The following is a 15,380-nucleotide window of genomic DNA, read 5'->3' as shown; positions in this document are numbered from 1 at the left end:
GGGGGCGTCCGCCTCAGATCCAGCCCTGCAATTCGCGGCGTACCATCGCCTCGATAACCGCCATTCCTTCGGGACTGTCATTCAGGCACGGGATGTGGGTAAAGTTCACCCCGCCATTCTCGCGAAAAATCTCGCCGCCCTCGCCCGCGATCTCTTCCAGCGTTTCCAGGCAATCGGAAACGAACCCCGGGTTGAGCACGGCTACGCTCTTCACGCCGTTCCGGGGAAGCTCCGCGATGGTCTTGTCGAAATAGGGCTGTAGCCATTCCTCGGGCCCGAACCGTGACTGGAAGCATGTCATCAGACGGCCCTTTTCCCAGCCGAGCCGTTCCTCGAGAAGGCGCGATGTCTTCTGGCAATGGCAATGATAGGGATCCCCTCGCTCAAAATAGCTCTGAGGAATGCCGTGATAAGAGGCGATCACCTTCTCGGGCTCGAAATCCAGCGTTGACAGATGCTGCTCGATCGACCGCGCCAGCGCTTCGATATAGACCGGCTCGTCGTGATAGGCGGATACGGTGCGAATGGCCGGCATGAACCGCGTTTTCATCAGTGATTCGAACGCTTTGTCGTTGACGGTGGCGGTTGTGGCGGCCGAATATTGCGGATAAAGCGGAAAAACCAGGATGCGGTCGCAGCCCTGCTCTCGCAGTGCGGCGAGGCGCGACTCTATCGACGGGTTGCCGTAACGCATGCCCCAGTCAACGACGATCTCGTCATGCGCCCCGAGTGCTTCCGCCAGCTTGTCGGCCTGCGACCGCGTGTAGGTGCGCAGAAAGCTCTCGTCGAGTTCCTTGTTCCATATTTCCTCATACGCCTTGCCGACCTTGCCGGGCCGGGTGTTCAGGACAATTCCGAACAGGATCGGATACCAGATCGCCCTCGGCCATTCGATGACCCGCTTGTCGGTGAGGAATTCCTTCAGGTAGCGGCGCATCGACTTGTAGTCGGTCGCATCGGGCGTCCCGAGGTTAACCAGCAGCACGCCGACCTTTTGGATTTTCACCGGCGGATGCTCCGGCGGGAGCGGTCCCACCTGCCTTGCACGGGCGCGATCGATAGTCGTCGAAATATTCATGATCGAGGTCCTTTGGGCCGAAATTAGCCCCGCCGCCGCCAAATTCAATGGCGCGGGATGCGGCAAAACGGTCCGCCCGACGCGGTTGGGCGCGGAAAGACTCCGCGCCCGATTCCGGTTCCGTCCCGAGCAGTCAGTTCGGAATGACCAACTCCGCGCCGACTTCAAGCGCGTTCGGGTTTACGTCGGGATTTGCGTCCCTGAGCTTTGTCCACATTTGCGCGTCGCCGAGATAGGTCTTCGCCAGTTCCCAAAAATTGTCCCCGCGGACGACGATGTGAACGCTCGTGCTGTCCTTCTTGTCCATCGCCGCATTCTCCCCGGCGGACACCATGGGAGCCTCGGAAGCGATCGCTCCCGCCGCCAGTCCGGTCTCCGGAACCTTGACGGCGGATTCCGCTTCTGCGTCAGCTTCCATCGCGCCCTCCGCGGCGACGGGCGGCGCCTCGGTCGATAATGATGTCGCGGCGAGACCCGTCTGCGGGACGTCGACGGTGACATCGGCAGTTGTTTCACCTTCCGATTCGACCGCGGCCTCTTCGGCGGGCTTCTCCTCGCTCATCGCCTTGGCGACCTGGATGCGGCCATCCGTGTAAGGCGTGTAGGGATTGTTCTCCGCGAGATAGTCTGCCACCACCTGTTCGACACCCGGGCCGTAATCGTAGGCGTCGATCGCGTTGTCTGCGAAGACCGAATACCCATCCCCGCCGCCACGCATGAAATTGTTCGAGGCCACGCCGTACGTTGCATCGGCCTCGATTGGCGCATAACCGCCATTGCCGTCAGCGACCATCACCTCCGATATTCGGCTGCCCGGCTCCGTGGACGGATCGACGGTATACTTCAGACCGGCGACCTGCGGGAAACGGCCGGCACCTTCCTCAATCTGGCTGACGCCGTTCTCGAGAGCGGCGACGACATCGGAACCCTTCAACTGGAATGTGGCGAGCGTGTTCTGGAACGGCAGGACCGTCAAGACCTCGCCCATCGTCACCTCGCCGGCGTCGATGGATGCGCGAAGACCGCCCCCGTTCTGGATGGCGACCTGAATACCCTGATCGGCGACGCGCTCCAAGATGGCATCTGCGACGAGGTTACCCATCTGGCATTCCATCGCCCGGCAGACGTCGCGGTTTCCTTCGATCGCCTCGGTTGTCTCGCCGATGACTTGGCCTTTCAGTTCCTCGATCGGCGCCGCCAGTTCGGCGATGCGATCGAGCGTTTCCTGATCCGGTGTGACCGAAGCGTCGAGAAGCTGCGGTTCACCGGTGGCGCTGGTTACGACACCCTCGTCATCGAACACGACCGTGAGGTCGCCCAGATATTTGCCGTAGGCATAGGCCTGCACGACCGGCACCTGATATCCGTCCGGATTGTCGACCATTGTCGGATAAACGTCGACGGCGTTTTCATCCGTGTTCGACAGCAGCGTGTTGGTATGCCCGCCGACGACAACATCAACGCCCGGAATCTTCGCAATCGCTGCAAGATCGCGCGGGTAGCCGACATGGGTCAGGGCGATGATCTTGTCGACACCCTCCTCCTGCAAAGCCTCGACAGCGGAGGTGATCGAGGCGACGTCATCCGCGATTAACACGTTCTTTCCGGGGGAAGACAGTTCGTCGGTATCGTTAGCGACGGCGCCAACCACGCCGATCTTTTCGCCCCCGCGTTCGAGCACAACATAAGCTTTTACCCGGTCGCCCAGCTCGGATTTGTAATCGGCGAGAACGTTCGCGGACACCACGGGAAACTCTGCCTTTTCCAGGAAAGACGCCAAGCCCGGTTCGCCATCGTCGAATTCGTGGTTGCCGACAGTCATGACATCGGTGCCCATCTTGTTGAGAAACTCGGCTTCTGCCTCGCCCTTATAGGTCGTGTAGAAAAGCGAACCCTGGAAATTATCGCCCGCGTTGAGAAACAGCACATTGCCGTCCGCCATCTTCTCGCGCGCGGCCGCAACCGCCGTGACGAGCCGCGCGACGCCGCCAAAGCACTTACCTTCGGCCTCGTCCTCGCCTCCGCAGGTGGAGTCGTACTTGTTGATCGACTCAATCCGCGAATGCAGATCGTTGATGTGTAGAATGTTGAGTGTGTATTCGGCGGTTGCGATGCCGGTGCCGAGCGCCAGGACCGACACCGTGGCCATGGCAAGAGTTGTCAAACGTTTCATTCCAGTCTCCCTCATCGATCGATGCGCCGGCATCGCCCGCGCGAACAAGGACCATGTCGCTTGCGCTGCTGTGCAACCGACTGTCAGGAGAGGATGTTTTCACCCTCCACGGCGGAAGGCAAGTTATCTTCGGGGCAAAAGCCGGGATGTAGAAATCCCGACCATCCGGCTACGTGTCAGGCGCGCCGGACGAGCGTGAATTGCGACCCGGTGTTGCTGGTGCAGTTCATCTGGGTGTTGTTGACGAGCAGGCAATTGGTGCGCACCTGCTGCTGCCGGACCAGCGACGTGAAATTGATCTCGATCGTGCGCGAATCGACATACCGGTAGGACCCTTGCGCGAGCGGATTGCCGGTGTCGTTGGCGTAGGAGGTGAACGCTCCGTTCCTGAACCTCGATGTGGCGACACCGCCCGTATCCCCCCAATTCCCCTCGACCGCACTAGCTGTCCTACGTGGCGTCAACCCCCCGCCCGGCGCCGGTGCGTCGATGACGCATCCGGCCAGGAGTGTCAGGCCTGCAAAGCTGCAGGCGACCGAGGCTGTCCTAGTGAGTGTTCTCGAAAGCATCCGCATATTCCCCCCTTAGTGTTAATGGTGAAAGCTTACGTCACTTTCGCCCGACGTTGAAGTCACTATGCTCGCAAACGCGGGAACCGCCATCCGGTTCCGGTAACCCTGCATTAATGCACAAGCACGTTGCGGAACTGCCACGGATCGGCTGTGTCGATGTCTTCCGGGAACAGGCCCGGGCGTCCTGTCAGCGGCGTCCAGTCGGTATAATATCCCCTGACCGGGCCGAGATAGGGCATCTGGACTTCCAGGCAGCGGCGGAAGTCCATCTCGTCGGTCTCAACAATTCCCGCCTCCGGGTTTTCCAGTGCCCAAACCATTCCTGCGAGCACCGCCGACGTGACCTGCAGCCCGGTTGCATTTTGGTAAGGTGCGAGATCCCGAGTTTCCTCGATCGATAATTGCGAACCGTACCAATAGGCGTTCTTGCCATGTCCGTAGAGCAGGACGCCGAGTTCATCGATCCCGTCCAGTAATTCGTTCTCGTCCATGACGCTGAAAGTGGACTGAGGCTTCCCCGCCTGCCCGAACATTTCGTGCAGCGAAAGAACGGCGTTATTGCATGGATGGTAGGCGTAATGGCAGGTCGGCCGGAAACGGGCCTCGCCCTGCGCATCATACACGGTGAAGAAGTCAGCAATCGAAATCGCCTCGTTATGCGTCACCAGGAAGCCGTATTGGGCCCCCGGCGTCGGACACCAGGTGCGCACCCGCGTGGCCGCGCCGGGCTGGTCGAGCCAGATCGCCGCCCTGCTGCCCTTTGTGTGGTTATGGGCGTTTGGGGGCATCCATTTTTCATGGGTTCCCCAGCCTAGTTCGGCCGGCTGCAGGCCTTCCGCGATAAACCCCTCGACCGACCAGGTATTGGAGAAATTATCGGGTTCCTTTGGAGTCTTGGAGCGCTGTGTGTCGCGTTCCGCTATGTGAATCCCCTCCACACCCACCTTTTCCATGAGGGCAGCCCAGCCTTCCCGGTCATCGGGCGCGGGTTCCTCGAAATCAAGACCGAGGTCGCCGGCGAGATTGACGAGCGCCTGCTTGACGAACCAGGACACCATGCCCGGATTGGCGCCCGAACACGACACCGCGGTGGTGCCACCCGGGTTGCTGCGTTTTTCGCGGCGGACGGTCTCGCGCAGCGCGTAATTGGTCCGCGCCGAATTGTCGGCCTCGTCGTCGAAATAGAACCCGAGCCACGGCTCGACCACCGTGTCGATGTAGAGCGCTCCGAGTTCGCGGCAGTATTTCATCAGATCGAGCGACGACGTATCGACCGACAGGTTGACGCAGAACGCCTGCCCGCCGCCCTCGGTCAGCAGCGGCCTTAACACATCCTTGTAATTGGCGGCGGTGAGCGCCTCGCGGGTATGCCGCAGACCGTGCTTCTTCATTAGCGCGCGGTCGTTTTCGTCATCGTTCGGTTCGATCACGATGAAGCGATTTTCATCATAGGTGAAATGGCGCTCGATCAGCGGCAGCGTGCCCCGTCCGATCGAGCCAAAACCGATCATCACCACCGGTCCGGTGATTTCGCCGTAAACCGGATACTCTGCTTGCGCCAATTTCCAACTCCCCGAAACAGCCGATCCCCTGGGTTCGCGATCGGCTAAAGCACGACTGAAAAGGGAAGAAAAGGGCTGGGGACGACTTTAGCCCGACACCGCCCATCTCCGGAGATGGGCGACAAGCGCGTCGCGCGAGGCGGCAAGCCCCTTGTAGGTGAGACCGTCCGCATCTATCACGGTGAGCCTTTCGGCGAGGCTGGCGCACATCTCCGGCGACGCTTCCAATGCCTTCAGCGAGCCGGTGCGCACACGGATCGTGAACAGCAGATCACCGGTCTCGGGAAGCTTGGTCAGCGTCTGAAACTCCCGCCGCAGGAACAGCCTGGCCAATGCTTCCGTCGTATTTGCCGCGGCAAGATTCCCGTGCGGTTCGTAGTGATGCAACGCGCCGTCGGCATGAACCGACCAGTTCGATCGCTGCACGGTATCGTCTGGCCGGAGCCGGTCGAAAATCCGCTCGACAAGCGCGGCGTTCCGCGTTCCCCGACCGAATGCGGGAACAGGTTGGTGGATTTCGGTGATCGGTCGGCCGAATTTCTCCGGAAGTTTCCAGAATGTGGGAAAACACAGCGACGCGGCAACGAGCGTCCAGCCGTCCGGTTTCCGGCGCATGATCACGAGGTCGTCGGCAACAAGCCGCGCCGCGTCTTCCAGAAGCCGCGGCGCATCGGTGGCCAGCCGGACCCTTCGGCCTGTCCCGGCGAGCGAAACGGTATCCCCCTCGCGCGCATAGACGTCCGCAAAGGCGCTCGTCAGATGGTCGCGCAGCCGTACCGCAACCTCGCGCTGTGCGGTCTGGGTGCCCGGCTCGGCCATGAAGACACGCGTCGGATAGGCGGCGATCAGCCGATCCTTTTCCGCCAGAACGAAATGCAGATCATCTTCCGGTGCTAGCCATGAGGCCGGGTCGGAATGCGGTGTCAGGCCGATCGAGAACGGAGGCGGCAGGCTGTCCATCGTCGCTCAGCCGTCCATCGACTCCAGTTCGTCGATGATGCCCTCGATGACCCCGAGTCCCTTCTGCCAGAAGGCGGGATCCGACGCATCGAGACCGAACGGTGCGAGAAGTTCGGAATGGTGCTTGGTTCCGCCGGCCCGAAGCATCTCGAAATACTTGTCCTGGAAGCCCGCTTCCGCGTTCTGGTAAACGGCATAGAGCGAGTTCACGAGACAGTCGCCGAAGGCGTATGCGTAAACATAGAACGGCGAGTGGACGAAATGCGGGATATAGGCCCAGAAAGTCTCGTAGCCCTCGACCAGATGGATCGACGGCCCGAGGCTTTCAGCCTGGACTTTCATCCACAATTCGCCGATTTGTCCGGAGGTCAGTTCGCCGTTCGCGCGCTCGGCATGGACAGCGCGCTCGAAGGTATAGAACGCGATCTGGCGGATGACAGTGTTGATCATGTCCTCCGCCTTCTGCGCCAACATCGCCTTGCGCTCGCGCCGGTCCGTCGTCCGGTCGAGCATGGAGCGGAAGGTTAGCATCTCGCCGAAAACGGAGGCGGTTTCCGCGAGTGTTAGTGGCGTTTGCGACATCAGCGCACCCTGCTCGGCCGCGAGAACCTGATGAACGCCGTGACCCAGTTCATGCGCAAGCGTCATCACGTCGCGCGGCTTGCCCAGATAGTTGAGCAACACGTAGGGGTGAACAGACGGAACGGTCGGATGCGCAAAGGCGCCAGGCGCCTTGCCCTCGCGGGCCGGCGCGTCGATCCAGGACTGGTCGAAGAACCTGCGCGCGATCGACGCCATGTCCGGCGAAAATCCGTGATAGGCCGACAGAACCGTATTACGCGCCTCGTCCCACCCGATGATCGCGTTCGGGGTTTCCGGCAATGGCGCATTGCGGTCCCACGGCTCCATCCGGTCGAGGCCGAGCCATTTCGCCTTCATCGCGTAGTAGCGGTGCGATATCCGGGGATAGGCCTCGCGAACGGCCGTTGTGAGCGCATCCACGACATCCCGTTCGACGCGGTTGGCAAGGTGACGGCTGTCGGCGATATCCTCGAACCCGCGCCAGCGGTCGGAGATTTCCTTGTCCTTGGCAAGCGTGTTGGTGATCAAGACGAACGTTCTCAGGTGTTCCGAGAACGTCGCCGACAGGGCGCGAAACCCCTTCTCGCGTTTGGCCCGCTCGTGATCCTGCAGCAGGTTCAGCGTTGGTTCGAGCGGAAGGCTCTGGCCGTCGACTTCGAAGCGCAGCGCCGTCATCGTCTCGTCGAACAGCCGGTTGAAGGCGGCGCGGCCGGTCAGCGATTTCTCGTGAAACAACTGCTCGATCTGGTCGTCGAGCTGGAACGGCTTTTCCTTGCGAAGGTCATCGACCCACGGCCGGTAACGGGCAAGCGTTTTGTCACCGGCATAGGCGCGGTCCAGCTCGTCCTCGCCAAGCCGGTTCAGCTCGAGTGCGAAGAAAAGCAAATGGGAACTCGCGTCGGTCAGCCTCTGCTGCACATCGCCGTAGAATTTCGCCTTGTCCGGATTGGCGGTCTCTCCCGCATAGGTGAGACTGGCGAATGCCATGATCCGTCCGAGAAGCTCCTCGAGCGTCTCGAACTCGACAATCGCCTGTCCCAGTTGCCCGTTTCCGGCGGCGATCTGTAGTTTGCCCTTCCATTCTTCCGAGAACGCTACGGACGCCGCCTCGGCCTTTTCCAGATCCCGCTGGAGCTCGGGCGCATCCATCCCGGGATAAAGATCCGCGAGATTCCACTCGGGCAGATCGCCATAGTCCGGTCGCGTTCCAGCCGCCGCAGGTTCGCCGGCCGCAAGGACCGGCCGGCCGCCGACACTCCACCCGTTGAAAAAGCTCATGTAGCTGCCATTCCTTGCCGTATCCCCGGCGCAGACCCGGCGATCGTTAAACTTGTCGGGAACCGTTTAGCCCGCGCTTCAGAAAAATGTGCCAACTTGGCGCACATGTCGCACGACGGAAATTTCTGCCCCCGGGACAATAACGAAGGCACATGGCTGATCAAGCGATGAGTGCAAACATCCTCATTGTCGACGACGATCCGGTCCAGCGCAGGCTGCTCGATGCGGCGGTAGCACGGCTCGGCCACGTCGCCCACCCAATGCCCGGCGGCAACCCGGCCCTCGCCGCGCTTTCCTCCGGGAAGGTAACTTATGACGCCGTGCTGCTCGATCTGATGATGCCCGACATCGACGGTCTGGCGGTGATGCGGGCTATGCGCGATCGCGACATCAACATCCCGGTTCTGGTACTGACAGCACAGGGCGGCATTGACGTGGTGATCTCGGCGATGCGCGCCGGCGCATTCGATTTTCTGGTCAAGCCCGTCTCTCCCGAACGTCTCGCGGGCGCCCTCTCCGACGCGCTTGCGGTTTCGAAGAAGCAGCCGCAGGCGTCGCCCGCCATCCGTCGCGAGCAGTCGGCCGCCGTTCCGATGATTGCCGAGAGCGAGGCGATGGATCGGGTCAAGATGCTCATCGGCAAGGCGGCAGCAAGCGACATCCCCGTGCTGATCGAGGGCGAAAGCGGCGTCGGAAAGGAACTGATCGCCCGCGCTATCCAGGCCGGCAGCGCGCGCCGCCGCAAGCCGTTTGTTGTGGTGAATTGCGGAGCGATACCGGAGAACCTGATCGAGAGCATTCTCTTCGGTCATGAGAAGGGCGCGTTTACCGGGGCGACCGAGAAACACGCCGGCAAGTTCGTCGAGGCGAATGGCGGCACGCTGTTCCTCGACGAAATCGGCGAACTGCCGCTGGCGGCGCAGGTGAAACTTCTGCGCGCCATCCAGGAGGGCGAGGTCGAACCCGTGGGTGCGAAGTCGCTGAAAAAGGTTGATATCCGCATCATTTCGGCCACCAACAGGGACCTTATCGCCCGCATCAGGGAGGGGCGGTTCCGGGAGGATCTGTTCTACCGGCTTAATGTGTTTCCGATCCTCGTCCCCGCATTGCGGCAAAGAGCATCCGACGTTCCACTGCTCGTCCAGCATTTCATCAGCGCTTTCCGCTCGGGAGAGGCCTCGCCGACCGCGCGCAGGATCTCGCCAGAGGCCCTGAAGCTGCTCTCGTCGCATGACTGGCCGGGCAATGTCCGCCAGCTTCAGAACGCCGTTTTCCGCGCCATGGTCCTTTGCGACGGCGATACGCTCGGAACTGCCGACTTCCGGCAAATCGCGGCTCAGGTTCATGGCATAGATTCAGCGGAACTGATGGCCGAGGACGACGAGGCGGCGGCCTCCCGCCAAGACATCGAGGCCCCCGGTCTTGTGCCGGCAGGCGACCCGACCGGTGGCAGCTGGGTCGCATCTTCCGATGACGGACCCGGGCTCGACATCCTAGATGACACCGGAAATGTCCGGACCCTGGCGGAACTGGAATGCGACGCGATCATCTTCGCGATAGAACATTACAAGGGGCAGATGAGCGAGGTCGCCCGGCGTCTCGGAATAGGACGCTCGACCCTCTATCGCAAACTCAAAGAATACGATCTCGGCCCGATCGGAGTCTCCACCGGATAGGTCAGGCGCCACGCACTATCCAACATCGCAGCCAGGTCGCTTATGCATTTGGTAACCAACGATCATTCTGGAACGCCGCAGCGCTTCCAGCGCCATGGTATTACCGCATTTCGTCGTCATGAACCGGTTACGTTAGGGGATCGATGGGGAATAATCGGTGAAGGTCCGCTCTTCCGGCCAAGTTCAACTGGATTTTTTCGGCATTCGGTGCAATCACCTCGCTAAGAGGCGGTTAACCATGCACCCGCTATTGTCTGGGGAGATGCTGTTCTTACAAGTTGGTGCAAATTGACATCGTCGACGTCAAATTCCGTCGGATGCGGCTTGCGTCGCCTGTTCGCCGGACTTGCCCTTCGCGGGGCAGTTCTCTCGGCGCTGTTCGTGCCGCTGTCGTTCACGGCCATGCAGACCGCCGAGGCGGAAACCCGCACGCTGAAGCTCTACTACGTTCACACCAAGGAACGGGCGGAGATCACCTACAAGAAGAACGGCCGCTACCTGCAAAGCGGACTAAACAAGCTCAACCGCTTCCTGCGCGATTGGCGGCGCAACGAACCGACGCGCATGGACCCGGAACTGTTCGACGTCATCTGGGAAGCCTACCGCATGGCCGGCGGGCGCGATTACATTCACGTCGTTTCGGCCTATCGATCACCTGCGACCAACGAAATGCTGCGGCGGACGCGCGGCGGGCAGGCCAAAAAGAGCCAGCACACCCTTGGCAAGGCGATGGATTTCTACATCCCGGGCGTCAAGCTGAGCAAGTTGCGCGAGATCGGCTTCAAGCTCCAGGGAGGCGGCGTTGGATATTACCCGAAATCGGGCTCACCCTTTGTCCATTTCGACACCGGAAACGTTCGCGCATGGCCGCGCATGAGCCGCTCCGAGCTTGCCCGCATCTTCCCCAAGGGGGGAACGTTGCATCTTCCTCCGGACGGCAAACCTCTTCCCGGCTATGAGCAGGCCCTGGCGTCCTACCAGTCTCGCAAGCGCAAAGGGCAGGCGACAGCCATCGTCAGCGGCGGCAGCGATGACTCCCGCAAGGGCGGCACCTTGCTCGCCGCCCTGTTCGGCGGTGGGGCGGATGACGAGGAGGACAGCGTCGAGGCCGCTTCACCGGCGCCACGTCCAACACGGGCGGTCGCCCCGCAGCCACAACCGGCGGCGCCAGAACCCGAAACCACGACACCCCAGACGTTGATTGCCGCGCTTACCACGCGCGCCACGCCCCGTCCCAGCAGCGCGCCACGGCCGCAGGCGGATATCCCGGCGCTTGCCGAACAGCCTGTCGCGGTCGCGGCAGCAGCGGCCCCGGCCGGAACAACGGAGCCCCCGAGGCCGCTTGCGCTGGTCCCGGTGCCGGACGCCAGGCCCGAAGCGCTGTTGGCGCGCGCAGACGCCCGAACGGACCCAGGTCGCCGGACGGCTTCGGAAATAGTGAACGCGCTCAATTCGGCAACGCCCCAAGAGGACGTCAAAACGCTGGTCGCGTCGGCTCCCGAGGCAACTGCAGCCGAAGCGCTGCGCATTCCGCTGCCGGTTGCCGCGCCGCGCGAAGATCAGCGGTCGGCGCCCCGGATCGAGATCGCTTCCCTGCCGGTTCCCGCCTCGCGCGCGGACGGTTCGCACAGCACCGCAGAGGGTTTGATCTCCGTTGCATATGCTCCGGCCGCTTCACCGACCGCAATACTGGCAGATCCGGCACCCGGATCGCCGCAACCGGCCGCAACCGCGGTGACCGGCCGCGTCGCGCCGCTTAACGAGCCAGACCGCCGAATTCTGGCCGCCTATGACACAGGAGTCATCACCACCGGGAAATCCGCGCGCCCCACGGCGACGGAGGCCGCGGACCGACCCGACCGTGACCCGTCCAGCGAGCTCATTCCCGCCGACCAGATCGATCCCGGTCGGTTCGGTTCCTGGACAACCGCATCGCTGAGCATTACCGACTATGGACGCCCGTCTGACAGGCCGCTGTTCATACAGAACGCGCTCCGCGGGGCTCCTACCGAGGTATACACGGACGGGTTCCGCAAGGACGCCGCTCCTGACCCTCGCCGTTTCAGCGGAAACGCTGTGACATTTCTAGCCTTCGCACGTTTCGAAGGCGGTTCCGGCGGCGACGGACAACCGCTCACCCTGCAACTGCCTCTGGCAAACTAGGCCCGCTCAGCTTTCCGCGGGATTTTCTCCGTCAGCGAGCGCCGATTGGGCCGCCGACTCGGGCGGCGCCGTTTCGGAGGTCCCGCTCTCGCCGGATGAAGAAGAGGCCTTCCTGGCTGCCTTGGCTTCGCGGCGCTTGCGGCGGGCGATGCGCCCGGCGCGATAGCGCACCTTCAGCCACCAGAAGCCCTCTTCAACATTCTCGATTTCACCTGAATACGCTTCGGCGAGGCCCTCGCGATAGGACGAATAGTTCACCATCGCCACCTCCTCGGCACGGCGCATCAACGCCATCCACGCGGGAGAAACGAGGAGAGTGATGGCGGTTACCGCAATCGAAAGGCGGTAGATGTCGTAGCCAAGCGCCCCGGCGGCAAACCCGGCGGCAGCGAGAACAAAGGAGAACTCCCCGATCTGAGCCATCGAAAGTCCACCGACCAGCGCCGTGTCCCGGTCGAAACCCGCGACACGCAAGAGGAATACGTTGAGAAGCGTCTTGATGGCGATAACGAACAAGGCGGCGGCCAGCACCACGCCCAGATGCGCCCGGATGTAATCGAGATCGATTAGCAGACCGATAGACAGGAAGAACACCACGAGCAGCACGCTCTGGATCGGCTCAATGACCGGAATGACCTTGTTGCGCAAGGACGAGTTTCCGATCACCAGACCGGCCACAAACGCACCATAGGCAGGTGAAAGCCCGATCGCGCCGGAAGCCGCCGCCGCGGCGAAGCATGCCGCAAGTGAGCCGAGGGCAAGGAGCTCCACGTTCTCGCCAACCTGCTCATCGAACGGGACCTTGATCTTCGGACTGCGTCCGAGCCACCACAAGAGCGCGCCGAGCAAGCCGACCGCAACGGCGATCTTGAGAAACAGTTCGAGAGCATTCGCCCCTGCGCCACCAAACGAGGAAATCAGAATCAGCATCGGTACGACCGCAATGTCCTGCGCGATAAGGACCCCGACCGTGATCCGGCCCGGCAGCTTGCGCAACGCACCCATGTCGTCCAGCATCTTCATCGCAACGACCGTGCTGGACAGCGCGATGATGAAGCCAAGGATGACACCCTCGGCGACGGTAGATCCGGTGAGCCAGGCGATGCCGGCCCCGATCACCATGGCCGCCGCCAGCTGCCCGGCCGCCACGATCACGGCAGGTCTCAGCGTCGCCACGAAAGCCTTGAGCGAGAGTTCGGTCCCGATAAAGAACAGCAGGACGAGAACCCCCATCTCGGCGAGCGCGGTAACGTTGTCGTTGTTGCTGATAAGGCCGAAGCCCGTTGGTCCCATGACGACGCCCGCCAGGATGAACCCGACGAGAGGCGGCTGCTTGAGCCGCATCAAGCCGAGGCCGGCGAGAACTGCGATCACGATGACCGTAGCTATCTCGACAAGCGGAAATCCGTGATGAATCTCGTCCAAGGCTGTCTCCGCAACGCTACCGAATCAGTAGTATCGCGCAAGGACCGGAACAGCAATTTGGAAGAAGCCGCCGAACTGCCAGGTTCTAGGCATCAGCCGGTTCGTCGGGCGCCGGCGCCATTCCCAGTGCATGAAGATAGAGGTCGAGGACCGCCTCCTGCTCCATGCGCTCTGCCTGATCCTGCTTGCGGATCGAGATCACCTTGCGCAGAACCTTGGTGTCGTAGCCGGTTCCCTTGGCTTCCGCATAGACGTCCTTGATGTCGTCCGCGATGGTCTTCTTTTCTTCTTCGAGCCGCTCGATACGTTCGATAAATGCGCGCAATTGATCGCGGGCGACGCCGTTCACGTCGGACATGTAAACACTCCTGCATTGCCGGAAAACGAGGCAAACGGATGCCGCATCCGCGCGCGCTGGTCAACCGCATCCGCGCGCGGATTCACAGCCAGGACGATCACCGCGGCAGCGTCGTGGACCCCATCAGATCCTCGTCGATCGCGCGAGCGGCCTGCCTGCCTTCGCGGATCGCCCACACGACCAGAGACTGCCCCCGGCGCGCGTCACCGGCCGCATAGACCTTGTCGACGGTTGTCCGGTAATCGAGGTCATTGGCATGTACGGACGTGTTTCCGCGACGGTCCTTGTCGACGGAAAGTGTATCACCGAGTTCGCCTATGAAGGCCGTATCCAGCGGCCCGGCGAAGCCGATGGCGATGAAGGCAAGATCGGCGCGGATGAAGAATTCGGTTCCGGCGATCGGTTCGCGTTTCTCGTCGACCTCGCAGCATTTTACGTGCGTCAGATGGCCGTTTTCTCCGATGAATTCGAGCGTTGCAACGCGAAACTCGCGCTGCGCGCCTTCCGCCTGGCTGGACGACGTGCGCATCTTGGTCGCCCAATACGGCCACACCGCAAGCTTGTCCTCCTTCTCGGGCGGCTGCGGACGGATATCGAGTTGCGTCACGCGCACCGCCCCCTGCCGGAAGGCCGTGCCAATGCAATCGGACGCCGTATCGCCGCCGCCGACGACCACGACATGCTTGCCGCTCGCCAGAATAGGCTCGGAGTCCCACGCCACCGAACCGATATTTTCGCCCGCGACGCGCTTGTTCTGCTGCACGAGGTAATTCATCGCCGGATGCACACCGGCAAGTTCGTCACCTGGAATGCCCGCGTCACGCGGCTTTTCCGACCCTCCGCAGAACAGCACTGCGTCGAATTCGTTCTTCAACTCGGCGACGGATTTGTCGACGCCGATATTAACGCCGGTGTGAAACGTGACGCCCTCCCCCTGCATCTGCTCCATGCGGCGGTCGATGTAGTGCTTCTCCATCTTGAAATCGGGAATGCCGTACCGCATCAGGCCGCCGATCCGGCTCTCGCGTTCAAAGACGTGAACCTCATGGCCGGCGCGCCCGAGTTGCTGCGCCGCCGCCATGCCGGCAGGGCCGGAGCCGACAATCGCTACCGTCTTGCCGGTCCTTCGGGAAGGCGGCTGAGGCACGATATAGCCCCGCTCATAGGCCTTGTCGGCGATCGCCTGTTCAACGGTCTTGATCGCAACAGGCACGTCCTCGAGGTTGAGCGTGCAAGCCTCCTCGCAGGGCGCCGGGCAGATACGCCCGGTGAACTCCGGGAAATTGTTGGTCGAATGAAGGTTGCGGATCGCGCCATCCCAATCGTCATTATAGACGAGGTCGTTCCAGTCGGGAATCTGGTTGTGGACCGGACAGCCGGTCGGGCCGTGGCAGAACGGAATGCCGCAATCCATGCAACGGGCGGCCTGCTTGGCCACTTCGCCATCGTCTGGCGCGATCGTGAACTCGCGAAAATGCCGAATCCGGTCGGACGCCGGCTGATATTTCGGCGTCTGCCGGTCAATCTCGAGAAAACCCGTAACCTTGCCCATG

Annotated in this window: 11 protein-coding genes; 2 read left to right on the top strand and 9 right to left on the bottom strand. The window is 62.0% G+C overall.

The genetic code is table 11. The annotated features are described in order from the left end of the window. Nucleotides 1-13: 13 nt before the first annotated feature. The 6 genes from hemH to LC298_RS17130 form a co-directional block, all read right to left on the bottom strand. Nucleotides 14-1,078: a ferrochelatase gene (gene hemH, locus LC298_RS17155; protein ID WP_131571451.1), complete on the bottom strand. Its 1,065-nt coding sequence runs from the start codon at nt 1,076-1,078 to the stop codon at nt 14-16. Nucleotides 1,079-1,211: 133 nt separating this feature from the next. Further along, nucleotides 1,212-3,251 carry a 5'-nucleotidase C-terminal domain-containing protein gene (locus tag LC298_RS17150; protein WP_131571448.1) on the bottom strand — a complete coding sequence of 680 codons (2,040 nt, stop codon included), beginning with the start codon at nt 3,249-3,251 and terminating at the stop codon, nt 1,212-1,214. Between the two features lie 176 nt (nt 3,252-3,427). After that, nucleotides 3,428-3,820 (bottom strand): outer membrane lipoprotein Omp10, encoded by a 393-nt coding sequence (gene omp10 / locus LC298_RS17145; RefSeq protein WP_131571445.1) that lies wholly within the window; start codon nt 3,818-3,820, stop codon nt 3,428-3,430. A 113-nt stretch (nt 3,821-3,933) separates the two neighbouring features. Continuing rightward, nucleotides 3,934-5,334, bottom strand: coding sequence for a homospermidine synthase (locus tag LC298_RS17140; RefSeq protein WP_428977571.1), 1,401 nt, complete (start codon nt 5,332-5,334; stop codon nt 3,934-3,936). Nucleotides 5,335-5,472: 138 nt separating this feature from the next. Then, entirely contained in the window at nt 5,473-6,345 is an 873-nt protein-coding gene (locus LC298_RS17135) for a heme-dependent oxidative N-demethylase family protein (protein ID WP_131571439.1), read from the bottom strand. Nucleotides 6,346-6,351: 6 nt separating this feature from the next. Further along, complete coding sequence (locus tag LC298_RS17130) at nt 6,352-8,205, bottom strand: M3 family oligoendopeptidase (RefSeq protein ID WP_131571436.1); 1,854 nt, start codon at nt 8,203-8,205, stop codon at nt 6,352-6,354. Nucleotides 8,206-8,372: 167 nt separating this feature from the next. On the opposite strand from LC298_RS17130, the gene LC298_RS17125 reads away from it, so the two are divergent. Next, a complete protein-coding gene (locus LC298_RS17125) occupies nt 8,373-9,881 on the top strand; it encodes a sigma-54-dependent transcriptional regulator (RefSeq protein WP_131571546.1) in 1,509 nt (502 codons plus the stop codon). 324 nt (nt 9,882-10,205) lie between these two features. After that, the gene (locus tag LC298_RS17120; protein WP_223385722.1) at nt 10,206-12,044 is read left to right on the top strand and encodes a peptidoglycan L,D-endopeptidase MepK; all 1,839 of its coding nucleotides are present in this window, start codon (nt 10,206-10,208) and stop codon (nt 12,042-12,044) included. Between the two features lie 6 nt (nt 12,045-12,050). On the opposite strand, the gene LC298_RS17115 is transcribed toward LC298_RS17120, so the two are convergent. The 3 genes from LC298_RS17115 to LC298_RS17105 form a co-directional block, all read right to left on the bottom strand. Then, on the bottom strand, nt 12,051-13,469 hold the full coding sequence (locus tag LC298_RS17115) for a cation:proton antiporter (protein ID WP_223385721.1): 1,419 nt from the start codon (nt 13,467-13,469) through the stop codon (nt 12,051-12,053). Between the two features lie 85 nt (nt 13,470-13,554). Continuing rightward, nucleotides 13,555-13,827: a DUF2312 domain-containing protein gene (locus LC298_RS17110; protein WP_131571433.1), complete on the bottom strand. Its 273-nt coding sequence runs from the start codon at nt 13,825-13,827 to the stop codon at nt 13,555-13,557. Nucleotides 13,828-13,924: 97 nt separating this feature from the next. Beyond that, a complete protein-coding gene (locus LC298_RS17105) occupies nt 13,925-15,379 on the bottom strand; it encodes a glutamate synthase subunit beta (RefSeq protein ID WP_131571430.1) in 1,455 nt (484 codons plus the stop codon). Between the last annotated feature and the right edge of the window lies 1 nt (nt 15,380).

This window comes from Oricola cellulosilytica, assembly GCF_019966575.1.
Classification (GTDB): Bacteria; Pseudomonadota; Alphaproteobacteria; order Rhizobiales; family Rhizobiaceae; genus Oricola; species Oricola cellulosilytica.
Note: the sequence above shows the minus strand (reverse complement) of the source record. Positions and strands in the feature narration are given on the sequence as shown.